The organism is Streptomyces sp. NPDC041129 (assembly GCF_055592265.1).
This window is the reverse complement of sequence record NZ_JBVIYV010000003.1, coordinates 183,722-207,292: the sequence shown is the minus strand read 5'-3', so window position 1 is coordinate 207,292 and position 23,571 is coordinate 183,722. Positions and strand designations below refer to the sequence as shown.

18 protein-coding genes are annotated in these 23,571 nt (G+C 70.9%); 13 read left to right on the top strand and 5 right to left on the bottom strand.

Going from position 1 to position 23,571, the window contains the following annotated elements:
• Position 1: 1 nt before the first annotated feature.
• From ACZ6B1_RS13725 to ACZ6B1_RS13695, 7 genes are read left to right on the top strand one after another with little or no spacing between them, the layout of a single operon-like run.
• Positions 2-523 carry a cupin domain-containing protein gene (locus tag ACZ6B1_RS13725; RefSeq protein ID WP_468777890.1) on the top strand — a complete coding sequence of 174 codons (522 nt, stop codon included), beginning with the start codon at positions 2-4 and terminating at the stop codon, positions 521-523.
• Complete coding sequence (locus ACZ6B1_RS13720; RefSeq protein ID WP_468777888.1) at positions 516-1,265, top strand: SDR family oxidoreductase; 750 nt, start codon at positions 516-518, stop codon at positions 1,263-1,265. Before ACZ6B1_RS13725 ends, ACZ6B1_RS13720 begins: the two co-directional genes overlap by 8 nt.
• A gap of 56 nt (positions 1,266-1,321) precedes the next feature.
• The gene (locus ACZ6B1_RS13715; RefSeq protein WP_468777885.1) at positions 1,322-2,104 is read left to right on the top strand and encodes an SDR family oxidoreductase; all 783 of its coding nucleotides are present in this window, start codon (positions 1,322-1,324) and stop codon (positions 2,102-2,104) included.
• 11 nt (positions 2,105-2,115) lie between these two features.
• Positions 2,116-3,741, top strand: coding sequence for a thiamine pyrophosphate-binding protein (locus ACZ6B1_RS13710; protein WP_468777884.1), 1,626 nt, complete (start codon positions 2,116-2,118; stop codon positions 3,739-3,741).
• 21 nt (positions 3,742-3,762) lie between these two features.
• Complete coding sequence (locus ACZ6B1_RS13705; protein ID WP_468777882.1) at positions 3,763-4,707, top strand: PDR/VanB family oxidoreductase; 945 nt, start codon at positions 3,763-3,765, stop codon at positions 4,705-4,707.
• Positions 4,708-4,739: 32 nt separating this feature from the next.
• Positions 4,740-4,976 carry a recombinase-like helix-turn-helix domain-containing protein gene (locus ACZ6B1_RS13700; protein ID WP_468777879.1) on the top strand — a complete coding sequence of 79 codons (237 nt, stop codon included), beginning with the start codon at positions 4,740-4,742 and terminating at the stop codon, positions 4,974-4,976.
• 2 nt (positions 4,977-4,978) lie between these two features.
• The gene (locus ACZ6B1_RS13695; RefSeq protein WP_468777877.1) at positions 4,979-6,013 is read left to right on the top strand and encodes a Rieske 2Fe-2S domain-containing protein; all 1,035 of its coding nucleotides are present in this window, start codon (positions 4,979-4,981) and stop codon (positions 6,011-6,013) included.
• Between the two features lie 4 nt (positions 6,014-6,017).
• Here the strand turns inward: ACZ6B1_RS13695 and ACZ6B1_RS13690 are convergent, their stop codons facing one another.
• From ACZ6B1_RS13690 to ACZ6B1_RS13680, 3 genes are read right to left on the bottom strand one after another with little or no spacing between them, the layout of a single operon-like run.
• Positions 6,018-6,464, bottom strand: a complete 447-nt coding sequence (locus tag ACZ6B1_RS13690; RefSeq protein ID WP_468777874.1) for a hypothetical protein — start codon at positions 6,462-6,464, stop codon at positions 6,018-6,020.
• A 19-nt stretch (positions 6,465-6,483) separates the two neighbouring features.
• The gene (locus ACZ6B1_RS13685) at positions 6,484-11,070 is read right to left on the bottom strand and encodes a peptidoglycan-binding domain-containing protein (protein WP_468777872.1); all 4,587 of its coding nucleotides are present in this window, start codon (positions 11,068-11,070) and stop codon (positions 6,484-6,486) included.
• Between the two features lie 5 nt (positions 11,071-11,075).
• Positions 11,076-14,288 carry a hypothetical protein gene (locus tag ACZ6B1_RS13680; RefSeq protein ID WP_468777870.1) on the bottom strand — a complete coding sequence of 1,071 codons (3,213 nt, stop codon included), beginning with the start codon at positions 14,286-14,288 and terminating at the stop codon, positions 11,076-11,078.
• 275 nt (positions 14,289-14,563) lie between these two features.
• On the opposite strand from ACZ6B1_RS13680, the gene ACZ6B1_RS13675 reads away from it, so the two are divergent.
• From ACZ6B1_RS13675 to ACZ6B1_RS13655, 5 genes are all read left to right on the top strand, one after another.
• Entirely contained in the window at positions 14,564-15,280 is a 717-nt protein-coding gene (locus tag ACZ6B1_RS13675; protein ID WP_468777867.1) for an AfsR/SARP family transcriptional regulator, read from the top strand.
• 90 nt (positions 15,281-15,370) lie between these two features.
• Positions 15,371-16,888, top strand: a complete 1,518-nt coding sequence (locus tag ACZ6B1_RS13670) for an esterase/lipase family protein (protein WP_468777864.1) — start codon at positions 15,371-15,373, stop codon at positions 16,886-16,888.
• Between the two features lie 23 nt (positions 16,889-16,911).
• On the top strand, positions 16,912-17,631 hold the full coding sequence (locus ACZ6B1_RS13665; RefSeq protein WP_468777861.1) for a peptidoglycan-binding domain-containing protein: 720 nt from the start codon (positions 16,912-16,914) through the stop codon (positions 17,629-17,631).
• A gap of 9 nt (positions 17,632-17,640) precedes the next feature.
• Positions 17,641-18,306, top strand: a complete 666-nt coding sequence (locus ACZ6B1_RS13660; RefSeq protein WP_468777857.1) for a M23 family metallopeptidase — start codon at positions 17,641-17,643, stop codon at positions 18,304-18,306.
• Positions 18,307-18,491: 185 nt separating this feature from the next.
• Positions 18,492-19,823 carry a hypothetical protein gene (locus ACZ6B1_RS13655; protein WP_468777855.1) on the top strand — a complete coding sequence of 444 codons (1,332 nt, stop codon included), beginning with the start codon at positions 18,492-18,494 and terminating at the stop codon, positions 19,821-19,823.
• Here the strand turns inward: ACZ6B1_RS13655 and ACZ6B1_RS13650 are convergent.
• Positions 19,807-21,525 carry an asparagine synthase-related protein gene (locus ACZ6B1_RS13650; RefSeq protein WP_468777853.1) on the bottom strand — a complete coding sequence of 573 codons (1,719 nt, stop codon included), beginning with the start codon at positions 21,523-21,525 and terminating at the stop codon, positions 19,807-19,809. The two genes, ACZ6B1_RS13655 and ACZ6B1_RS13650, sit on opposite strands and share 17 nt — an antisense overlap.
• A gap of 61 nt (positions 21,526-21,586) precedes the next feature.
• Positions 21,587-22,210 carry a lasso peptide biosynthesis B2 protein gene (locus ACZ6B1_RS13645; protein WP_468777851.1) on the bottom strand — a complete coding sequence of 208 codons (624 nt, stop codon included), beginning with the start codon at positions 22,208-22,210 and terminating at the stop codon, positions 21,587-21,589.
• A 304-nt stretch (positions 22,211-22,514) separates the two neighbouring features.
• On the opposite strand from ACZ6B1_RS13645, the gene ACZ6B1_RS13640 reads away from it, so the two are divergent.
• Positions 22,515-23,540, top strand: a complete 1,026-nt coding sequence (locus tag ACZ6B1_RS13640) for a DUF6424 family protein (RefSeq protein ID WP_468777848.1) — start codon at positions 22,515-22,517, stop codon at positions 23,538-23,540.
• The last annotated feature ends 31 nt before the right edge of the window (positions 23,541-23,571 follow it).

The following is a 23,571-nucleotide window of genomic DNA, read 5'->3' as shown; positions in this document are numbered from 1 at the left end:
CATGCCTGTGACCACCACCGAGTACGACAACGGCGGCGACCTCGCCCGGTACACCGACTCGCTCATCGCGACGAAGGACTCCCGCGAGCCCGACTGGAACACCCTCGCCTTCCAGGCGAAGGCCGGCGACCAGTACCGCCGTGCCCAGATCCGCTACGTCGGCTCCGGCGCCACCGGGAACCACGAGGGCGACAACCGGATCCTGCCGTCCGGCGGCTTCACCTTCTCCAACATGCTGCTCCCGCCCGGCGCGGAGGGCCCAGAGCACACCCACCACGACGTCGAGGAGGCCTTCTTCGTCCTCGAAGGACAGGTCCGGGTCGGCATCCACCGCGGCAAGGACGAGGTGGAGTACCGCACCCTCGGCTACCGGGACATGATCGTCGTCCCGGCGGGTGTGGCCCGCTCACTCAAGAACGAGGGCGACACCGACGCCCTGTTCTGTGTGGTGATCGGTACGCGGAAGCCGCAGGTGCCGACGTACCCCGAGCACTCGCCGATGCACGGTGTCACCCGTGACTGAGCGGCGCACCGTCGTCGTCACCGGCGCGGGCCGTGGCCTGGGACTGGCCATGGCCCGCCGGGCCGGCGCGGACGGCTTCCGCGTCGTCGTCGCCGAGCTGGACCGGGACCGGGGTGAGGACGCCGCCGCGCGGCTGCGCGACGAGGGCTCCCACGCCCATTTCGTCCGCTGTGATGTCGCGGACCCGTCATCCGTCGAGAAACTCGCGGCATCTGTCGCAAAGTTGGGGCCGTTGCACGGAGTCGTCAACAACGCCGCACTCGCCAATGGCGTCGGCGGCAAGGAGTTCCAGGACATCGACGTCGACGTGTGGGACCGGATCATGACGGTCAACGCCCGCAGCCCCTGGCTGGTGTCGAAAGCCCTGCTGCCCCAGCTGCTCGCCCACGGCGCGGGCGGCCGGATCGTGAACCTCGCCTCCGACGCCGCCCTGTACGGGTCGCCGCGGCTCGCCCACTACATCGCCTCCAAGGGAGCGGTGATCACGCTGACCCGGGCCATGGCCCGCGAACTGGGCGACAGGGGCGTCACCGTGAACGCCGTCGCGCCAGGCCTCACCGAGTGCGAGGCGACCGAGACCGTGCCCGCGGAGCGGCACGACCTCTACCGCGCGGGCCGTGCCATCTCCCGCCCCCAGCAACCCGACGACATCACCGGGATCGTCGCCTTCCTGCTCGGCCCGGAGTCCCGCTACCTCACCGGACAGGTCATCGCCGTCAACGGCGGCTTCACGATGCACTGACCTGGCCGGCCCCCCTCATCCCCTCGACCGCACCCGCCCCACAGGAGACAACTGCCATGGATCTGGGCCTCGCCGACCGCACCATCGTGGTCACCGGCGGCAGCTCGGGCGTCGGCCTGGCCACGGTCCGCGCCCTGCTCGACGAGGGCGCCAACGTCGCCATGTGCGGCCGCGACACCGACCGGCTGGTGAAGGCCGCCGCCCGGCTCGGCGACGAGCGGCTGCTGACCGGCGTCTGCGACGTACGGGACGCCACCGCCGTCGAGGAGTTCGTACGGCGCACGGCCGGGACGTTCGGCGGCGTCGACGGACTGGTCAACAACGCCGGCCAGTCCCGGATGAAGAACCTCGACCAGTCCACCGCCGACGACTGGCGCGACGAGCTGGAGCTGAAGTTCTCCGGGGTCCTCAACCCGCTCCACGCGGCCCGCCCCCATCTCGCCGCCTCGGACGCGGCGAGCGTCGTGAACATCAACGCGGTTCTCGCCAAGCAGCCCGAGACCCGGCTCATCACGACGAGCGCCGCCCGCGCCGGCATCCTCAACCTCGCCAAGTCCCTGTCGGTGGAGCTGGCGCCCGAGGGCATCCGGGTCAACTCCGTCTGCCTGGGGCTCATCGACACGGGTCAGTGGACCCGCCGCCACGCGGCCGCCGACCCGGGCACGAGCTACGAGGACTGGCAGGCGGAGCTCGCCGCCGACCGCGGCATCGCGCTCGGCCGGCTCGGCCGGGCCGAGGAGGTCGCGTACGCCGTCGTCGCGCTGCTCTCGCCCCGGGCCTCGTACATCACCGGCACCAGCATCGACGTCTGTGGCGGCGTCGGCCGCTCCATCCTCTGAGGAGACCCATCATGCGTTACGACAACGGAGGCGATCTCCTCGTCGCGGTCCTGCGCGACCTGGGCGTCGACACCGTCTTCGGCATCGTCAGCGTGCACAACCTGCCGCTGGTGGAGGCCGTCGACCGTGAACTGAGGTTCGTGCCGGTACGGCACGAGGCGTCCGCCGTGAACGCCGCCGACGCCTACGGGCGGGCCCGTGGCTCCATCGGCTGCGCCCTGACCTCGACGGGCACCGGAGCGGGCAACGCGGCCGGATCCCTGATCGAGTCGCTCAGCTCGGGCACGTCCGTACTGCACGTCACCGGTCAGGTGGAGAGCCGGTTCCTCGGCAGCGGGCGTGGCTTCATCCACGAGACCAAGGACCAGCTCGGCATGCTGACGGCGGTGTCCAAGTACGCCGCCACGGTGCCGTCCGCCGACGACGCGGGCCGGATCCTGCGCGAGGCGGCCCGGGCCGCGCTCACCGCGCCGGGCGGACCGGCGAGCGTGGAATGGCCGATCGACCTGCAGTACGCGGCCCAGACGGACATCGCCGAGCCGGCCCCGGCCAGCACCGTCCCGGCACCCTCCGACGGTGAACTCACCGCCGCCGGGGCACTGCTGGCCTCCGCTCGACGGCCCCTGATCTGGGCGGGCGGCGGCGCCACCCGGGCCCGTACCGAACTGGGCGCGCTGCTGTCCGCGACCGGCGCCGGTCTGCTCACCTCCAACTCCGGGCGCGGATCGGTGCCCGAGGACCACCCGCAGGTCATCGGGAACTTCGCCACCACCCCGGCCGGGCGGGCGCTGCTCGCCGACGCCGACGTGCTGCTGACCGTGGGCACCCACTTCCGCTCCAACGAGACCGCCGACTACGGGCTGAAGCTGCCCGAGGCACACATCCAGACCGACATCGACGCCGCGGCCCTCGGCCGCGTCCACCCGGCCCGGCACGCGCTGCACGGCGACGCGGCCACGGTCCTGGCGGGCATGCTGCCGCACGCGCGGCTCGCCGACAGCGACTGGACGGAGCGTGTGACGAAGGTCCGGAGCGAGGTGCGGTCCGTCCTTCACGACGACATCGGCCCCCAGGCCGCCATCTGCGACGCCCTCCGAGCCGCACTCCCCCGCGAGGCGGTCGTCGCCCGCGACGTCACCATCGCGTCGAGCAGCTGGGGCAACCGGCTCCTGGAGATCTACGACCCACGCGACAACGTCTTCCCGCGCGGCGGCGGCATCGGGCAGGGACTCGGCATGGGCATCGGCGCCGCGCTGGCCCGCCCCGACGCGCCCACCGTGGTGCTGGCGGGCGACGGCGGGCTCGCGGTGCACCTCGGTGAGCTGCTCACTCTCGCCCAGGAGAGGCCCCGGCTGACCCTGATCGTCTTCAACGACGGCGGCTACGGCGTACTGCGCAACATGCAGGACCGCTACGGCGAGCGCCGTTCCGGCGTCGACCTCGCCCCCCCGCACTTCGATCTCCTCGCACGGGCCTGCGGGCTGCCGTATCTGCGGATCGGCGCCGAAGAGCACGCCGCGCCCGTGATCGGTCAGGCCGTCGCGTCCGGCGGGCCGGCGCTCGTCGAGGTCGACCTGGCGGCGCTGGGCCCCATGAAGAACCCGTTCACCCCGCCCGTGAAGATCCCGGGCCAGTAAGCCAGGAAGGAGGCGGCAGGCATGAGCGAGAACTCCCTGCGGCTGATCGTCCACCGGATGACATGGGAGGCCGAGGGCGTCCTGTCCGTCGAACTCGTCCACCCGGAGGGCAAGCCACTGCCCGGGTGGACGCCCGGGGCGCATCTCGACGTCCACGTCGGCGGGCAGATCAGGCAGTACAGCCTGTGCGGCGACCCACGCACCACCGACAGCTACCGGATCGGTGTGCTCAACGAGCCCGCCTCACGCGGCGGTTCCCGCTATGTGCACAGCACGCTGCGCCCCGGCCGGCCGGTCACCGTCGGCGAGCCGCGCAACCACTTCACGCTGGAGGACGCGGCCGGGTACGTGTTCATCGCCGGCGGCATCGGTATCACCCCCCTGCTGGCGATGGCACGGGAGGCCGCCCGGCGCGGCGCCACGTGGCGCATGGTCTACGGCGGGCGCACCCGTGCTTCCATGGCGTTCACCGCGGAACTGACGGCCCTGGCCGTGCACGGCGGCCAGGTGACCCTCGTCCCGCAGGACGAGCACGGGCACATCGACCTGGACGCGGCGCTCGCCGACCTGCCCGGAGGCACGCTCGTGTACTCCTGCGGCCCGGAACCGTTGCTCGCCGCCGTCGAGGCGCGCTGCCCCGGCGATCGACTGCGCCTGGAACGGTTCGCGGCGCCCGTCGTGGAGCGCTCCGGCGACGACGAGGCGTTCGAGGTCGAGTGCCGCACCTCGGGCGTCACGCTGTCCGTGGCCGCCGGCACCTCGATCCTCCAGGCCGCCGAGGACGCCGGGCTGAGCGTGCGCAGCTCCTGCCGGGACGGTATCTGCGGCTCCTGCGAGACACGGGTGCTCGACGGCACCCCGGACCATCGCGACCTGCTGCTCAGCGAGGCCGAACAGGCGGCGGGCGCGACGATGATGATCTGCGTCTCGCGCTGTGCCTCCGGCCGACTCGTCCTCGACCTGTGACCCCCTCCTCCCCCGCTCTCAGGAGACGCACCGTGACCAACTCCGCGACCGGCACATGGCCGTACCTCGAGATCCACCAGAGCCGTACGCACGAGCCGACCCCCTACGAGTACAAGCTGGCCGCCACCCTCGAAGAGGTGTTCACGCGGGAAGGCCACGAGCCGGCCGACGTGGTACGCGGGCTCAACGCCCGCAAGGTCCACGCGCCCGACGGCGCCCCGTGGACCGAACAGTCCTTCCGCGCCGAGATGCACCGACTGGGAGCCTGACCATGACGCTGTCGACCTCCGCCACCGCCGAGCACATCTACGCCAACGGCCTGCGCAACCAGTGGCACGCCGTCGTCCCCTCGCACTTCGTCGCCCCGGGGGCCATGCGCAAGGTCACCGCGCTCGGCGAGCAGTGGCTGCTCTTCCGCCGCTCCGACGGCCGCCTGTCGATGCTCGCCGACCGCTGTCCGCACCGCGGCGCTCCCCTGTCCCTCGGCAAGCACCTGGGCGACCGGGTGGCCTGCTGGTACCACGGCGTCGAGGTGGAGACCGACGGCACCGTCTCGTCCGTTCCCGGCCTGCCCGGCTGCAACCTCGAGGGCAAGAAGCTCGTCACCTCGCTGCCGGTGCGCGAGGTCGGCGGCGCGATCCTCGCGTACTTCGGGGACGAGGAGCACCCCGACCCGGTCGCGCTGACCCTCCCCGGCCCCCTCACCGACCCGGACACGGAGGCCATCCTCTGCTACGCCGAGTGGAACGTACCGTGGCGCTACGCGGTGGAGAATCTGCTCGACCCCATGCACGGCGCCTTCCTCCATCACGAGTCGCACACGATGTTCGAGGGGGACACGACGGCGAAGTTCCGCATCCGGGAGACCGACCGCGGCTACTTCTTCGAGAAGACCGACCAGCGGGGCGTCAACTTCGACTGGGTCGAGTTGTGCCGCACCGGTATCGACTGGGTCGACCTGTCCATCCCGTACCCGCGGTCCGCCGGCCCGGGGGGCGCGTTCGGCATCGTCGGCATGGTGTGCCCGGTCGACGAGGATCGCTGCGGGGTCTTCTTCTGGCGCTACCGGCGCGTGCAGGGCTGGCAGCGCGACACCTGGCGCTTCCTATACAAGACGCTCATCGAGAAGCGCCACTGGGAGGTCCTGGAGCAGGACCGGGTGATGCTGGAGTCCATGCCGGCCGACGCCGACCAGCGGGAGAACCTCTACCAGCACGACCTGGGCGTGGTGCGGCTGCGCCGCCTGTACCGGGCACAGGCCGAGGACCAGGCGGCCTCCGGAGACCGGCGCCGTCCGGGGCGGTAGCGCTTCACTCCCCCGGGGACAGAACCGCGTAGGTGACCTGGGTGCCGTCGTCCAGTCTCGTGCGGATGAACTGCTCGTTCAGCGTGGGCGTCGAGGTCAGGAGCGAGATGAGCACTCCGACCGGTGCCGCCAGGAATCTGATGACGCCTCCGGCCGCGGTCTCGGCGAACAGTTGCTCCAGGCGCGCCAGCGATGCCTCGGTGAGCAGTTCGGCGATGAAGTCGTCCAGCTCCCCCGAGCTCTCGGGCGGACCGTTGTAGATCGTCACGTAGTAGCCGCTGCCCTGGAGCGGGCTGACACTGATCGTGGCGTCGTCGCGGATCGGATGCCCGGCCGGTGCTTCCCTCGGTATCGGGATCAGGGTCCCGTCCGGGTCGGGGGCCGCCTCGAACCGGTCGGTGGCGTCGGTCTGCGGACTGGGCAAGGTGTCCTGCAGTGTTTCGTCAGGCATGAGGATCTCCCTTCGGGAGTCAGCGGTGGCGGAAGTCGCCGCCTCGGCCGCGCCGGCCGCGACCGTCCTGGTCGTCGTCCGGACGGTCATGTCTGTCGCGCCGGTCATCGTCGTCATGGTCGTCACGATCGCCGTCAGGACCGTCGTTCAAGGGTGGGAGGTCGACGGTGTCGCAGTAGATCACCGGGCCGGCGGGCGTGGGCGGGGTGGGGCCGTCGGCCGGGACGCCCTCGGTCTCCATCACCAGCAGGCGCAGGGGGACCCCGCGCCGTACGGGCGGTACCTCGATGTGGCCCGAGTAGGTCGGCCTGTCGGACGACTCCGCCTCGGCCGAGACGAGGGTGGTGGCGGTCTCGTCCAGGGTCACCCACCCGAGATCCTTGTCGCTGATGACGTCGTGCCGACGCTGCAGCGTGGCGGTGATCTGCGGCGGCGGGGAATCGGTCGGGTTCCAGGAAGGGCCGGTGAGGCTGACGGTGAGCGACCGGCCGGGCCGGACCGTCAGTTCCCGGTCGGGCAGGGTGCGGACCAGGTCGGCGAGGACGACCGGGGAGATCTCGGCTCCGTCGATCGAGTGGGGCTGGTAGCGGACCAGGGCGAGGCGGACGAAGGGCAGACAGGTGTCGCCGGTGTCCAGGTCCAGGTCGAAGAACCAGCGGCCGTTCTCCTCGTCCTCCTCGTTTTTGTCGTCCTTGTCGTCCGCGTCGAACTGCGGGGGGAAGCTCACGACGGTCACGGGGAGGTTCCCGGGGAGCAGGCCCATGGCGAGTCGCCTGGGCTCCCCCACCGCGTTGGTGAACATCTCCGGGGTCGGGGCCACGACCGGGGCGGAACGGTGGAGAGGGTCCCTGCCCATCAGGGTGACCTTGGCGTCGCGCAGGGACTCCGGGTCGCCGCCGGGCGGCTCGCCGAGGACCACGCCGAGCAGTTCACCGTCTCCGGAGGACCACCAGCGGCGGCCTACGTACACCCGTATGCCTCCGCCGCGCCGTCGCCGGACTATGACGTCGGACGTCCCGTGGTCCTGCTCCAGGGAGAGCGTGGGTACGCAGTACAGGACCCGCGGAGCCATGGGGGCCGCGCTGCTGAGCACCGGGTGCTCCTGCGCGGTGCCCGGTACGGTCAGCTCGCCGGCGCCGGGCCCGGCGAAATCCGGCGGGAAGCAGTCGCCGAACCGGCTTCCCGCCAGCGGGTGATAGCGCACCATGCGGTATTTGGTGTCACCGAACTCGTGTTTCCCGATGAGGGGCGGGGTGTCCTTCGCGGCCTCCTGCTCGGCCGTCTCGGTGCTGAAGGTGAGGACGCCGTTCCGGAGGACGGCGGATTTCTTCTCAGGGCTGCCTTCCGGGCCGGCCCTCGCCGTCAGAAGCCCGAACACCGGCGCGGTCATCTCCTGGGTGGCACGTCCGTCGGGGCCCGCGTCCGTCACCTCGGTCCACTCCGCGACCAGATCGACCCGGCCCGTACTGCTCTCGTCCAGCGCGATGGTCCCGGCCAGATGCTCCGCCGTCGCCTTCTCGGGGCGTCGGGTCCCCGTCGGGAACAGGTCGAGGACGGGGGTCCTCAGGGGCTTCTCGACCGCGTGGACGAGAGTCAGCTCGTGCCAGGGAGTGAACATCCAGTGACGACCTGCCGCGGCAAGCTCCAGCGCGCGGTCCGCCTTCCGCGACTCCATCGCACTCGACGCCGCGGCCTGCTCCTCCGACTGCGGCGCGAGTCCCGCCGGTGTCGTCACCTCACGGCACCAGGAAGCCATGCCCATGAGGTTCTCGTCGAAGTCGATGCTGGAGCACACGCGGACGGTGGCCACGGCCCCCTTGGGCAGAGACACGGTCAGCACCCGGGTCGCCTCGTCGAAGCCGGGCGGCGCGGTTCCTTCGGTCAGCCGCAGCCGGAAGGATCTCGGACGGTGCCAGACGTCGCCGCCCCAGGGGATGAGGAACGGCCGGCCGGCGGGCATTCCCGGCAGGTCGAACAGGGCGGCCGCCCGGGCCAGGGGGTCGGGCAGACCGCGCATGTCGACCTGTTCACCCGTGTGCAGCGCGATCACCGCCGGGTGCTCGGGGTCCGCCGCCGGTGAGTCGACGGGCTCCAGACGGACGTCCGGGCCGGGGTCGTCCAGGGAATCGCTCTCGCGTACGGCCAGTTCGTAGACCGCGTTCTGCACGGTGGGATCGGTGGAGCCGATGGCCTCGTCCAGCAGCCCGTGCCATTCCACGCACTGCAGCGCCACTTTCGGCGCCACCACGTGCCGTTCGTCGACACCCCGGTAGGGGCGGTGCCCCTTTTCGGCGACCAGCGGCGACCGATTGAACGCCGCGGCGTACTGCTCCGCCGTGCTGCCGCCGTCGGGGGCCGGCCCCGAGCTCGGAGGGCAGTCGACGACGGTGAAGCCACTCTTGAGGCCCAGGCTGGTGAGGGACGCGCAGCCGGGGACGCCGTCCGCGCCGCTCCCGGAGAAGCCCTGCTTGCGTTGCTCCGCGGCGTAGGCGTCTCTCGTCAGCCTCCCGAAGTGACCGTCCGCGCCTCCCGGGATGTCGTGGCCCAAGGCGAGGAGTGCCCTCTGGACGACGGCGACGTCGGCGTTCCTCAGTTCGGGCTTGACATTGGCCAGCGAGATACTCGTCCCGCTCCGCGCCGGGCCGGGCGGAGCGGCCGGTGGCGGCCGGTCCCCCGGGCTGCTGCGGATGACCATCCGGAAGGTGGAGGCGCCCTCGGTGAACGGCAGTCGCGGTACCACCGCCGGCGCCGACACCGTCTCGAACCGCTGGAAGACCAGCGGCCGGTCGGGGACCGTCACGCCGGGCAGGTGCGTCAGGGCATCGGCCTGCTCCAGGTCGAGGCCATGGCCGGCCAGGTCGACGGTACGCAGGCGCACCCGGTACGCGTGGCGGTACCGCAGTGCCGGCAGTGCGGCGTGCCCCGCCTTGACCGTGATCTCCAACGGCACTCCCGGCGGTGCCTCGTTCCGGAGTGGCACGGGGGAGTTGGGCGGCCTGTGGCCGGAGGGGTCCCCCTCGTCGGTGTCCAGCACGAGGCCCGGGAATGGAGCGGACAGGGACCAGCCACGCCAGACGGCCAGCGGTTCGGGTACGTGCAGCGCGGAACCGTCCGGCGGTGAGACCGCGTGGGTCTGGAAGAAGCCTTCGTCGGAGGCGGTCAGCAGGAGCGGCCCGCCGTGGGCCTTCCGGTACTCCACGTCGCGCGCGTGCAGCGAGAACCAGGCGTTCCGCTGCTCGTCCCATATGTCCATCCGGTGGCCGCGGACCAGGTCCCGGGCGGTGAGCACGGGCGGCGGCGGCTGATCTTGGGGGGGCTGGGGGTTCCCGAGGTTCCGGGGGGCCTGGCCGTCCTGCTGCTTCTGATGATCGACCAGCGCGTCGAACCTGTCGTTGTGAGTCCGCGCCCGGTCCAACTCCGGCTCCAGACTGGCCATGCGTCCGTTCCGGACCAGCGAGATACCGGGGTTGCGCAGGGGGGTCAGTCCCATGGCGTCCTCGGACACCCCCACCATATTGAGCGCGGCACCGTCGACGTCCGCCTGCTCGACGGAGAAGTCCGCCGAGAACTCCTCCAGGCCACGGGAAGGAGCCGCCAGGGCCGTAGACGGGTCATCGGCAGGCGGGGGCTCGGCGGGAGGGGGCTGCGCGGCGAGAAAGACGCGACGGCCCGGGGTGGACGGATCCGGGGAGAGGGGGTCCACGCCGAAGTAGTAACGGGTGAGGCAGGCGACGTCGTACGACAGGACGCCCGGTGCCGGGTCCCAGTGGGGGACGACGGTCAGGAACCGCTCGCCCCTGGACGGAGGGAGCCCGGACGGAGCAAGCCCCGGTACTTCGAAGGTCAGCACCAGTCCGAGGTGCTGGAGCAGCACGGGGTGGTCGCCGAGTGAGCCGAGCATCGTGTGGAAGTCGGGATGCGGCGGGGACGGTGGTGGCGGGGGTTGCTCGTCCTGGCCGGCCGCGGGCGGCTCACCGGGCGCAGGCTCCGCGGCGACCGCTGTCCCCAATCCGGTCGGCGACCCGCCGGCCGTGGGCCCGGCAGCCTTCGAGGGGAGGTAGAACGCATGCAGAGCCTCCAGTTCCGGAGGAACCGCGTCGGCGTCGGTGACGCCACCTCGGTGGAGCCTCGTCTGGGAGCCGGCGGGCACCGTGGACTGTGAGCGCAGCAGTTCCCTTGTCGGGGGCGGCGCCTCCGCGTGGTCCTTCGCCGCCGCCGCATAGACGGCCTTCGTGTAGGTGCGGACCCCTTGAGCGGAGTAGGTGGTCAAGTGCTGCTCGGGCGGGTCGGGGTAGGGCTCCAGCCGGGTGCCGCCATCGAAAAGGCTCGTCCACAGGCTCGTGTTCGGTTCCGGGACCTGCGGCCGGAGCGGATCGGTGAAGGGCACGGGCGGCGACTCGGGGCCACTGGTCGTGGCGAACGCGAAGGTGGCCGCCATGACCGTCCGCGGCCAGTCGTGGAAGTCGGTGAAACCGAGCAGCGTCGGGTTCGCCTCGTCGGACGGGTAGAGCCGAGGCGTCACGAACACCGACACCCGTGCCCGGGTGCCGTCCTCTGAGAGCCCGGCCGGGAGGACCGTCCAGTTGATGCGCTGTTCGAGGGGCATGGACATCACCCGTGGGGTTGGGGAGCGTACGCCTCGCAGAACTCGCGCCAGTGCGGTTCCAGCGGGACGCAGTCGGCGAAGGACGGGTCGCACGGGGCTCCGGAGAAACTGCGTTCGAGTTCGAGCGTCACGGACTTGCTGAAGAAGGCGATCCGCACACTGACCGTGAGGGTGCCCCTGCCACGGACCACGGACTGATCTCCGTGTGCCTCGTAGCGGAGTTCGAGGTAGAACTCGACGGACACCGTGATGATGCCCAGCACGCACAGGAAGCCGCTGCAGCGCAGATAGCCGGTGAGCGAGACGCTGTCCGGCGTTGCCGGCTTGCCACCCTCTTGCGCTGTGCCTCTCTGGAGCGTGAAGCGGATACCCGCCATGATCGAGACCCCGCCGCTCGCGACCCCGAGGTCCAGTGCGGCGGCGCCGCCGAACTCCATCGCCCCCTCTATCCGCCGTGGACCGGTGGTGTCGACCTCCATGAAGAAATAGCCGCCGCCACCGAGCAGGGACACGGTGAGGTGGAAAGGATGCTGCGGCTCGGCGACGGAGAAGCTGAACGAGACGGGCCGGTCGTCGAAGGGGATTTTCACCTCGGCGGCCAGCGAGAGGTTGGACAGCATGAAGACGCCGATCGGGAGGCTCGGGACCGCGAGCCTGTAGCCCGTCCGGACACCGCTCGCATCGATGTCCACGTAGGCGCCGGACCCGAAGGCGTCGGCGGGCAGTGCGCTGCGCAGGGTGTTGATGAACTCCAGGTCGTTCCGGAACGTCAGCTTCACGCCGTCGGCCGTGACGTCGGGCTTCTTCCCCGGGCCGGACCTGAACGTCAGCTTGTCGAAATGCACTTGGGCGATGTGCAGGAAATCCAGCGCGAAGTCGGTCAGCGTGCCCTGCACGGCCGAATTGTCGACGTTGCCCTGCGAGCGGACGGTCCGGGCGTCCAGCGTCAGCATGGAGTTCTCCACGATGACCGGCAGCGGCAGCGGTTCATCGGGCTTCGGAGTCGGTCTCTGGCCCAGCTTGGTCTTCCACACGTAGCGCAATTCCTTGCCCTGGCCGTTCTGCAGGTCGCGGACACGCAGAACCGGCGCCGGCAGCACACCGTCCGGGGCGCTCAGGATGTTCTTGATCTGCTCGTCGTCCAGGTTCTGCACCGTGCCCGCGTGGGGAATGTCCTGCAGGAACACCTCCAGGGGGATTCTGCCGAGCAGTCTGGCTCCCGTGAACAGCTTCCTGATGTCCTCGATGCTCTTGTCCGCTCCGTAGACGTCCGGTACGACACCCGCCTGGGCCGTGATCAACTGGAGCTCGGATCTGGGGCTGGCCACCCCACCGGCCTGCTCGGTACCGAGTGCGACCGTGACCGGGGAATCAAGATTGAGGTAGGCACCCGCCGGATGCCTCTCCATGGACTGATCGAGGTAGGTGCCGTTGAACTTGACCCCCCGGTATCCGGCGTTGCCGGTGAACTGCTCGACGGCGGGGACGCGTACGTTCGCCTTCGTCACGTAGGGCGTGCCGACCGTGTAGAGCCCGAAGGTCAGGTCATCGACCGCATGGCTGGTGCTGCCGGACGCACCCGCCGGTGGTGGCGCCATGGCCATCACCTGGCCGTTCAGCCTGCCCGTCATGCGATCGGGCTTTTCGTTGAGCACCTTCTGCACCAGTTGTTCGGTACCGATGGCCGCGAACTGACCGCCCGCCAGCGGTGCGGCCGGATCGACGAGTTGTCCGTCGGGCACATAGATCAGCGGCATCCGGAAGCTGACCTTCCTGCCCTCGTGGTCCGTGCCGATCAGAGTGAACTGGTAGTCCTGTCCGTCGTCGGCGCGCCTCACCCAGAAGGCGACGTTGTCGATGAACGGCGCGTCAGGATCACGCCGCGTCGAAGCCGGGACCGGAGGCATGATCAGCGGTGTGACACGGTCGGTGATGCGCAGACTGGTGAAGGGCATCTCCCGCCCCCCGTGGGTGTAGCCGCCCGCCCCGTACTCAACCTCCGGCTCCTTGACGATGATGCGGTCCTCCCGTCGCAGGTAGGCGACGATTCCGCCGTGCGGGTCCGTGACGAAGACCCGCCGGTACTCCTCCACGTGTGACGCCCGGTGCTTGGTGCACAGGCGGCCACGGGTGACGACGCGTACGTACTGGTCGCGTCCCAGACCCGTGATGTGGTCGTACATCTCCAGGTTGGGGAAGGTCCGCCCGGCCGCCTCGTACCGGTCCTCGTCGCCGGCGAGCGGTGCCTCCCATGCGCCGTGCAGATGGGCCGACGCGCCGAGCGGCGTGACGATGAACTGTTCCGAGTGCAACGACGCGCTCGGGACCTGGATGGGCGGGCCGCCCGGTGGCACGAGTTCGGCGCGGCTGGTGAGGGTGACGATGTCATCCCGGTTCCTGTCACTGAGGGAGCTGTTACCGAGATGCGGACTGCGGTCCCGCACCGCCGCGAAGGCCCGCAGCTCCACGTCGCCGCCCCGTGTCGAGTGCAGCCGCGCGTGCCACAAGGCGGTGCGCCCGTCGGCCCGGTGGGGTTCCGGTCTGCTCAGCCAGTCCACCGGCCCGTCATAGGTGATCAGCAACCGGGTGGGAAATTCCAGGACGCTTCCGGGGACTTGCTGGAAGCCCGTCGGCCCGGCGGCGTTCGCGCGCAGGCCGGACAGGTCCGCCAACGGCACGAGTCGCCTCCAGTCGAGCAGCGCCTCCAGTGAGAGGTCCAGACCGTTCAGATCGACCGGCACCGAGAAGGACAGCGTCGTCGGGCCGGCGGTGAAGGCTCTGACCGGTGCGGACGGTGCCGCGGTGCCCACCGGGAAGGCCTGCTCCATGATGTGCTGCGGTGGCAGCACGGCCAGGACGAACGCCGGTGCACCCGGGGTCCGCGGTACCAGACGAGAGCCGTCCCGGCGCAGATTGACCAGGCTGATGTCGACGACGAGCATGTCCGCCGGCCGCACCACCCGGAACGGACCCTCGGCGACGTCCTCGGTGTCTGCCGGACCGGGGTCCGGGGGCCTGTCCGGGCCTGGTCCGCGCGGGCCGCGGGGCCTGTCCCCGTCGGAGTGGCGGCCGTCGTCGGAGCGCCGGCCCCCGCCGGAGCGCCGGCCCCCGCCGAAGCCTCCGCCGCCACCGCCGCCGCCGTGACGGCCCTCGGCGGGATGGTCGCGCAGGTCGTGGTAGAGCCTCAGGACCACAGGACGCGTCGTGGGGAGAGCCATGGGTGAACGCCTCGTTCGAGTTCGAGGGCGTGAAGATCTTCGAGGGCGTGAGAACCGAGGGCGGCGCGCGACGGCGCCGCTCACCTCTCCCCCGATTCTCACCCCGGCGGCGTTTCCCTGCCACTGGAGCCGGGGCACCGCGCCAGGCGGTTTCACGGTCAACCAGTGACGCTTCAAATAAACATGACGTGGCATCAGTCGCGGCGATCAATGCGCCGTTCCCGGAGTTGCGGCGCCCGTCCGCACCGGCCGAGACTGAGGACGAGAGGCGCAAGGTGATTTCTCCGTTCGAACTGCGGTTGCTCGGCCGCTTCCGGCTGGAGTGCGATGCCGAGGCCGTCGAGTTGTGCCGCAACGGTCAGCGCCTGCTGGCCTTCGTGGCGCTGCGCGGAAGCGTCACCCGCACGGTCCTCGCCGGAACGCTGTGGCCCGAGGTCACCGAGGAGCACGCCCGGGGCAGCCTGCGCACCACCCTGTGGAAACTCCCGCACGGTGATCAGCCGCTGATCCGGTGCTCCGGAGACTCGCTCGTCACCACCGAGACCCTGAACGTCGACGTGCACGCCCTCACCGAGACGGCCCTGAACGTGGTCCAGGGCTGCGGCCCGCCACTCGCCGGCCGGCTCCCTCAGGGGCTGCTGGGGGGAGAGGACCTGCTGCCCGGCTGGGACGAGGAGTGGGTACTGCTGGAGCGCGAACGACTGCGCCAGCTGCGGCTGCACGCCCTCGACGCGCTCGCCGAGGCGCTGGTGCACGAGGGGCGGCCGGCGCTCGCCCTGGAGGCGGCGTGGGAGAGCGTGCGCACGGAACCGCTTCGGGAGAGCGCGCACCGGGCCGCCGTCGCCGCGCACCTCGCGGAAGGCAATCTCACCGAAGCGGTGCGTCACTACCGGTCCTTCCGGCGGCGGCTGTGGGACGAGCTGAGGGTCGAGCCGTCACCCCGCTTCACGCGGATGCTGGTCCGCCACGGTTGCTGTCCCCGGGGCCGGTGACGTCGGGCTGACGTCCGGCTGACGGCCCGTCCGTAGCCTCGATGGTGTGCCTTCGAGGCAGCCGATCCCTCTGGACCGCCTGGAGGACGCATGACACCGACCCCGAAACTGCCGATCGTCTATGTCCGGGGATACGCCGGCGGCACCGCCGCGATCGACAAGGCGGTGACCGACCCGTTCTACGGGTTCAACGAGGGCTCCACGCACATCCGTATCGGACCGGACGACGCGCCCTGCTTCCACGAGTTCGAGAGCCCCCTGCTCCGTCTGCACCTGGACGAGGGCTACCGGATCCTCGTGGACGGCGGGCAGGCCCTCTATCTCGCCGGTCACGACACGATCCCGCCGGACACCATCTGGATCCACCGGTTCTACGACCCGTACGCGAGCACCTGGGGCGCTCGCCCCCATGAGTTCCGGCTGGAGACGGCCGCCACGGACCTGCTGCGGCTGATCGACACGATCCGGGCCAAGTCGGGAGCGGAGCGGGTGCATCTGGTCGCCCATTCCATGGGCGGGCTGGTGTGCCGCTGCCTGATCCAGAAGATCCTCCCGGACCTCGGCCGCGATCCGGACGACTGCGTGGACAAGCTCTTCACCTACGGCACCCCGCACGGCGGCATAGCGTTCGACGTCGGCTTCGGCCTGCTGGAGAGGCTGCGTGACGTCACCGGCGTCAACGGCGCGGAGATCTTCGGGCGCGAGCGGATGTACGAGTACCTGACGCCGAAGTCCGAGACGGACCCGGACGGGCCGCCGCCGGCGTGGGACGCCCGCGCGATGCCCGGGGAAGGACGGTTCTCCCGGGAGCGGGTCTTCTGCCTGATCGGCACCGACCCGACCGACTACGACGTGGCGCTCGGCCTGTCCGCGGCCTCGGTCGGGCCGCGCAGCGACGGTCTGGTGCAGATCGACAACGCGTACGTCCCCGGCGCGCACCAGGCGTATGTGCACCGCAGTCACAGCGGGCGCTACGGACTGGTCAACTCCGAGGAGGGCTACCAGAACCTGCGGCGCTTCCTGTTCGGGGACTGCCGGGCCGAGGCCGAGCTCGTCGGCGTCCGGCTGCCGCGGCGGGCCGACACGGTGTGGCAGGCCGAGGTCCGGTTGTCGGTCCGCGGCCTGCGGATCGTCACCCACGAGCGCACGAGCGCCCACTGGTGCCCCGTCCAGCTGCCCGACGGCGGCACGGACGGCACATCGGACGACGGGGCGACGGTCTCCCTGGTGACGACGTTCCTGTGCAGCGGCCTGCGGCCGGACGAAACCGGCACCATGCGGTACGCGCTGCATCTGCGCGTCCTGTCGCTGCGGCGCCGTGACGGGCTGCTGAGCTTCGACGACCATCTGGAACAGACCGCCGACTTCGACGACATCCTCGTCATCGACGTCCGTGCCGACCCCGCCGCCCCCGTGCCCGCGCTCACGGCCCTCTGGAACTCGGAGATCACCGGCCCGATCAGCGCCTACCGGCCCGACGGCCACGCCCTCGGCGACGAGGACCCCGCCCCCGGCGCCTGGGTCTGCCGTATCCCGCTGCCCGCCACCGCGGCACCGATCCTCGGGGACGACGCGCGGATCCGGCTCACCGTGACCCCCTGGCGCTGACGACCCGAAAGGAACGAACCGTCATGGTCGCACTGTCCAACGTCCGCTTCGGCGCGAGCAACGACGACGTCCGCACCGTACAGCGGGCCCTGATCGCCCAGGGCCACCGGATCCCCGACGGCCCCACGGGATTCTTCGGCGAACAGACCCGGGCCGCCTACCGTGCCGAGCAGCTCGCCCAGGGCTTCACCGGGACCGACGCCGACGGCATCCCCGGCTACACCTCCCTCGCCGCGCTCGGCCGGCGCGCCGGCTTCACCGTCGAACGCCCGGACACCGTGTCCGTGGCGGGGAACGGGCGGCTCACCCTCAGCCAGGTCACCTACGGCGATCCGGACGACGAAGCCGGGCTGGAGGCGATGCAGCGCTACGCGCGGAAGGCGTGCGAACTGACCGGCATGGACCCCCTCTACGGCGTCCCGGCACTGGTGACCATCACCAAGCGTGAGTCCGCCTACAACGACCCGCGCTGGCGGGTGAACCTCAACGACGTCAACGCCCGGGGCCGGAGAGCGCCCGACGGGCACCCGCAGAACTGCTCGCGGGGCGCCACCCAGTGCATTCCCACCACGTTCGCCGCCTACCACCAGGCGGGGACCGCGACCACCCCGTACGACGTGGTCGCCGACATGTGCGCAACGATCAACTACGTCCGGGACCGCTATCACGTCGACCCGTCCGGCTCCAACTTCGCCGCCCGGGTGCAGCAGGCGGACCCGCACCGTCGTCCTCACGGCTACTAGGAGCCGGTCATGGTCTCACTGTCAAACGTCCGTTTCGGAGCGAGCAACGACGACGTCCGCACCGTGCAGAAGGCCCTGATCGCCCAGGGCCACCGGATCCCCGACGGCCCCACGGGATTCTTCGGCGAACAGACCCGGGCCGCCTACCGTGCCGAGCAGCTCGCCCAGGGCTTCACCGGAGCCGACGCCGACGGCATCCCCGGCTACACCTCCCTCGCCGCGCTCGGCCGGCGCGCCGGCTTCACCGTCGAACGCCCGGGCACCACCGGTGGCGGGCGGGTCCCGTCTCCGGTGCCGGGCCACAAGGTCACCTTTCCCTTCTACGCACGCGGCCCCTACGCCTGGAAGCCGGACGGCCTCAGCCGCCATACGGGTGAGGACTTCGCCGCACCGACGGGCACCCCCGTGGTCGCCGTACGGAGCGGCACCATCGCCTGGTCGAACGGCAAGGGCGGGGCGTACGGCCAGTGGATCGGTCTGAGCGCCGACAACGGGCACATCTACACGTACTGCCACCTGTCACAGCGGCAGGTGCGCGACGGCCAGAAGGTCACCGCCGGGCAGCGACTCGGCGAGGTCGGGGCCACGGGCAACGCCACAGGACCGCATCTGCACTTCGAGATGTCCAAGGGCTCCCGCTGGTCCTACGGCCTGGTCGGGGAACCCGACTGGTGAACCGTGGAAGCGCCGGGAGGTCCCACAGCCTGGGGCGCCGGACGGCGGCCCGGTGGCTCACCACCGACGAGGACGATGACGACGAACCCTCGGCACGGCGGCGGGTCGACCGCTGCCGTGCCGCACACCTGTGTCTCCGCACGGCACATGTGTGTCTTCGGGCACGCGACCCACGCTCTCGGGAGGTGATCGACGTGCGGACTCCCCCCAAGCCGCGCAACGGCTTGCGACCCAAAGCGCGACGGCCCTCGCTGAACACCCGGCAGGCCCGACTGAGCATGGCAATGATCTTGCTGATCCTCCTCGCGACGACGCTGCTGCTGGGCTGGTTCGGCCTGGGCAATTTCATCCATGCGCTGACCTTCCCCGGCCGCCTCACCGGTGCCGTCCTCATCGCGGTCGCCTTCACCACACTCCTGGCCGCGGGGGCGGTTCTGGACCACTGGATCCGCCACAACTTCCAGTACTCCGGCCTGGTCGTGCTGATCGGCGTGTTCGCGGCGCTGCTGGCCAACGCCATGCTCCTGCTCAGGACGCTGCTGAGCGGCGATTCGGTGACCTTCAAGGTGCTGTTCGCCGCACTTGTGGCGGGGTCGGCATGGGCCGTATTCGCCGTGTGGCGGACGTCGGTCACGATCCCCGCCCCGAAGCGGGTGGCCGCGGCGCTGGTCGTCTCCTCGGTCCTCGCCGTCGCCAACTTCGGCTACCAGAACCTCTACCTGCCGAACCGGCAGCAGGCCAGGCCTCTGATCACGTTGTCGGTGGGGAAGGCTGTGCCGAGCAAGGACCGCAAAGCGTTCGCCGTACCGGTCGACATCACGATCCAGAACCGCGCCGATGTGGGCTTCTACGTGCTCGGCACCGAATTTCACGCCATGGGGGAACGAGTACGGCTGAGCCCCAGGGACCGGGACCGTCTCCGCGAGCATTGGCGAACGGATGCCGAGCAGTGGGCGAAGTCCTCAGGGGAGATCAACCCGCTCTCCCGCAGGGAGATTCGACAGCCTGGCCAGATGATAGAGGCGAAACCCTGGATGTCGCCCGGAGACTGGATCGAGCCGGGTGACGCCTTCACCACACGTGCGGTGGTGCAAGTACCCAGGGACACGCCCTACGACCAGGTGGCCTTCTACGCGACCGCGAAACTCGCACGCAAGGACCAGATCGTGCTGGACCCACCGCTCAACGTCATGGCGACCTCCTGGGGTGGTGGTGATGTCGCGTCATGGGTGAAGGACCAGCAGAAGAGCGGCCTCGACTCCCTCGTCTACCGTGCCCGGGTGCACGAGAACAACGCGATCGACGAGAACACCAGGGACGCTCGCTTCGTCTTCATCTACTGGACGTTCGGCCCCCAGGGTGCAGGCGTGCAGACGAGCGTCACGCGCGAGGGAGCGGACAGAAACAGCAAGTTCTCCGGGCAGGAACAGCGGGAATTGGTGAGCCGGTACGGTCTCACCGATATCGCCGCCGGCCCTGTCGAGCGGTCCCTGTGGGACATCAAGAGCCAGCGGTGAGCCGCTCCAGCCAGGCCACCAGGGCGAGGGAGCTGTTCACCCGGTCCCAGGAGTACGAGTCCCCCGTGCCGAGCCGGGCCTCCCGGACCGCCCGGCACAGCGTCTCCACGTCGAACATCTCCGGAACCAGCGGATGCCGTGCGCGGCGGCACAGGGCGATGAGTTCGTCGCCGTGTGCGCGCAGGCCGCGGGCATAGAGGTCGTCGAAGGGGACCTTGAGCGCCCTGCCGGCGATCGGAGCGGGGAGCAGGTCCGCCATGGCCGCGCGCAGAACGGCCTTGGGACGGCCCGGCTCGAACGTGACCGAGGCGGGCAGGCCGCTCATCGTGGCGATGACGTCCGGGTCGAGGAAGGGGTGCGAGAGGAGGAACCCGTCCCGTGGCGCGCGCTGCCAGGACAGCGGGTCGGGAGCGGCCGCGTAGTTGGCGGCGTCGTACAGCGACTGTTCCGGTCTGCTTCCGAACACGAAGCGGCTCTCCGCGATACCGGCGTCCCGGTAGCCGTGGGCCCGCGCGAACCCGGGCCGGAGCCATCCGGGGCGGTTGAAGGTGCCGAGTCCGCCGAGCACCGTGCCGCCGCGGGCCAGGGCGGTGACCCGCTCGGCCGCGAGCGGAAGAGCCGGCTGGACCACGTAGGCGTGGACGACGTCCCGCAGACCCCGCTCGCTGCCCGCGGCCCAGGCTCGTGCCTGCCGGTTCAGCTGCCGGAGCCGGCCCGTGCGGGCCAGCCTGTGCAGGAGGTACGGGTTGGCGTCGGCCACCGGGTCGGCTCCGCAGCCGGTCAGGAGGGTGTCACAGCCCAGTTCGGCGGCCGCGGCGTGGAGCCGGCTCCAGAACGGAGCGCGGAAGGCGTGCGGATGCGGCTCGTCCGCGTCTCCCGCGTGGTGCTCGAAGTCGTCGAAGTCGGCCACGTCGTCGGTGTCGACGATCAGCGGGCGGGCCGAGGGCGCGTGGCGGCGGATCTCCTCCAACGCCATGTCCAGGTAGGGCCGTTCGGCGGCCAGCTCGCCATGGGCGAAGCGCCCGGCGAGCAGGACCAGTTCCCCCCGGCCACCGCGCTCCCCGGCCAGCAGGCGTGCGGCGAGCAGCGCGACGCTGGTGGAGTCGGTGCCGCCCGAGACATGGCATGCCGTCGCGCTGCCCATACGGCTCCGGACGGCTTTCTCCAGCGCCAGCCGGAGCTCCCGCGCGGCCTGGGCGCGGGTGAGTCCGTTGGCTGCCGCCTCGGGCGGGCCGGTCACCCGGTGGACGCGTCGCGGCGTACGGCCGCGTATCCGGCCGGTGCGGGAGAGCTCGACGACCTCTCCGCCCAGGACGCGGTGGACCCCGGTGAAGGGGGTGAGGTCCGTGTGCGGCTGCGCCAGGTTTCCGGTGAGGTACCGGCAGAAGTAGCGCCGGTCCAGCTCGGTGGCGCTCCCGAGACTGCTCGCCGAGGTGCTCGCGGCGGTCACCCGGCCCGCGGACTCGCTGAAGAACAGCGGGACGCGTGCCTGCGCGTCGCGCAGCAGAAGGACGCGGTCGCGGTACACGAGAACGGCCGCGTAGTCGCCTGGCGGCAACGCCGGGGCGGCCCCCGGCCGGCCGAGGGCGTCGAGGAGGCCGCGCGCGCCCGCCTCCCGGTCGCGGGCCGAGCCGGCCCAGCCGACGACGGCCGCGGTACCGGACGGCGAGCAGACCGTCGTCACGAGTCCCTGACGCCTCATGGTGCCGGCTGTCCGGAGTCTCGGTACGCCACCGGCCCATTCGAGGCGAAGCGCGTCCATGTCACCGTCCCCAGCAGCCGATCGCGAGCACCGATGTGAAGGCGTGCCCGCGCGGATCCGCGTCGGGGATGCACAGGCCCGCCGACTCCGTCCAGGCATGCATGGCGAACGGGTGCTCACGCACACCGACGTGCAGGACGGCCTCGAGGCCGCGGCGCCGCAGCAGGACGAAGGCCGCCACCGCCTCGGACTTGCAGTCGCCGTTGACGAGCCAGCTGCCGCGGCTGTGTGTCCGCACGGCTCGTTTCAGCCGTGCGACCTCGTCGGCGGAGGGGGCGTCCGCACGGGCGTAGCCCGGCGCGGCCAGAGCCAGCAGCCTGAGGACGCGCCCGAATCCGGCGGTCCGGATCAGCAGGTGCACTCCACGCAGCCAGACCCCGACGACCGAGTCCGCCGGTGGCGTCCGGCGGTCCGTGGCGCACCCGGCGCTTCTCAGGGCATCGAGGAGCTCGGCACGTTCCTCGGGGCTGCCTTCGGCCAGCTTCCGGACGTCCGCCGCCGCCATGCCGAGAAAGCGTGTCCGTTTCCAGTCCGCGACGAGCGCTCCGTCGGACATCCCGGTGACACGGCAGTGCGGTGACAGAAGCCTTGCCATGGCTGCCAGGGCGAGGGTGTCCTCTGTCACCGCACTTCCTCCAGGATTCAACCGCGAACGGTGTCAGGGCTGGTAACCGTGACCGTCGTACATTCCGCCGCTGAAGCCCCGGATCAGACGGCCGTTGCCGAGAAGGACCAGCCGGTGCGGCCTACGACGCCGCAGCAATCGGAGAAACATCGCCCACCTCCAGAATCAGGCAGGACCGATCAAGTTCCACGCTACTCCGCCCACAACGCCCCGCAACCGGACCACGGACCGGCACACGGCCGCGCGGGAGGAAAGGCGACGCGTCGTCAACAGGGCTGGGACGGGGCTCTGTTGAGTCCCGCGTGTGGATGGAGGTCGCTGGGGTCGCGACCTGCCGGTCAGCGGAGCACGATGGAGATCAGGAGGAGATCAGGGGGGACGAATCAGGGGGGACTCCGCCCCGCGAGCCGGGGAGCCGGCCCGTGCGGCCGAGCCAAGGAGATCAGCGATGGGCCAGCCCGAAATCCGGCTGGGCGGCATCGAATCGGAGAACCATCCGTGGAAGATCCGCCTCGTCGAGCATCCGAAGCGCTTTGAATCGTCACACTTCCGGGCCGCAAAAGCGACGGCCCGGAAGATCCTCCACCTCATGGACGACGCAGACCTGCCGTACGGACCCCGGCCCCTGGAGGCGAAAGAGGGGCCGCCCAACTCCGAGCGGTGGGAGATGCACCACGGCGGCAGCCTGTGGGTCAAGGGAGCCCGCGGCTGGCTCATGTTCCGCGCGCGGGTGGGCATCGAGTGGAGCATGCAGTTCTGCGCCGACCCGGCGAAGGTGGACCGGCTGCGGCTGGACGCCGCCGAACTGGTCGACGCCTTCCCGCTCACCCTGCCCGCCCTGGCGGAGCTGGGCTACGAGCGGGCCGAGGACCTGCTGCGCACGCCCATCGAGGACGCCGACGCCGTCGAGGCGTGGACCGACTCCCTGTTCAACGCCTGCGTGCCCCTGAGCCACGGCAACCACCAGGGCATCCTGCCCAGCGTGCCCGGCGAGCACCACTACCCCTGGCCGGTGAAGGGCGCGGACTTCGTCCGGTACGACGACTTCCAGTTGTGGGTCACGCTGCCGGACGGTACCCACGGCGCGGTCTCTCCGGTGGACCGGCGTGGCTCCGGGGACGGGCACGTCCGGCTGGCCTTCGTCCCCGAGGGCAGCGTCGCCGCCCCCGCGGTCGCGGAGGCCCAGGACCGCGGGCTGATGGCCGTCCTGCCGGCCAACAGCGATGTGGCCATGCAGGCGTTCGCCCAGCAGGTCGCTCCCGGCCGGCGTACGGCCTCCGGTCCGCTGTCGCCTCGCGCCCGACGGGGCGGACGTCACGTCTCCGGCTGACCGGCTGTTCCTGAGTCCGATCGGCGGTCGG

What these genes read in the sequence shown, in the direction of transcription:
- ACZ6B1_RS13725 (WP_468777890.1), top strand. Translation starts at nt 2, where the DNA reads ATGCCTGTGACCACCACCGAGTACGACAACGGCGGCGACCTCGCCCGG.
- ACZ6B1_RS13715 (WP_468777885.1), top strand. Translation starts at nt 1,322, where the DNA reads ATGGATCTGGGCCTCGCCGACCGCACCATCGTGGTCACCGGCGGCAGC.
- ACZ6B1_RS13710 (WP_468777884.1), top strand. Translation starts at nt 2,116, where the DNA reads ATGCGTTACGACAACGGAGGCGATCTCCTCGTCGCGGTCCTGCGCGAC.
- ACZ6B1_RS13705 (WP_468777882.1), top strand. Translation starts at nt 3,763, where the DNA reads ATGAGCGAGAACTCCCTGCGGCTGATCGTCCACCGGATGACATGGGAG.
- ACZ6B1_RS13695 (WP_468777877.1), top strand. Translation starts at nt 4,979, where the DNA reads ATGACGCTGTCGACCTCCGCCACCGCCGAGCACATCTACGCCAACGGC.
- ACZ6B1_RS13690 (WP_468777874.1), bottom strand. Translation starts at nt 6,464, where the DNA reads ATGCCTGACGAAACACTGCAGGACACCTTGCCCAGTCCGCAGACCGAC.
- ACZ6B1_RS13685 (WP_468777872.1), bottom strand. Translation starts at nt 11,070, where the DNA reads ATGCCCCTCGAACAGCGCATCAACTGGACGGTCCTCCCGGCCGGGCTC.
- ACZ6B1_RS13680 (WP_468777870.1), bottom strand. Translation starts at nt 14,288, where the DNA reads ATGGCTCTCCCCACGACGCGTCCTGTGGTCCTGAGGCTCTACCACGAC.
- ACZ6B1_RS13670 (WP_468777864.1), top strand. Translation starts at nt 15,371, where the DNA reads ATGACACCGACCCCGAAACTGCCGATCGTCTATGTCCGGGGATACGCC.
- ACZ6B1_RS13665 (WP_468777861.1), top strand. Translation starts at nt 16,912, where the DNA reads ATGGTCGCACTGTCCAACGTCCGCTTCGGCGCGAGCAACGACGACGTC.
- ACZ6B1_RS13660 (WP_468777857.1), top strand. Translation starts at nt 17,641, where the DNA reads ATGGTCTCACTGTCAAACGTCCGTTTCGGAGCGAGCAACGACGACGTC.
- ACZ6B1_RS13650 (WP_468777853.1), bottom strand. Translation starts at nt 21,525, where the DNA reads ATGAGGCGTCAGGGACTCGTGACGACGGTCTGCTCGCCGTCCGGTACC.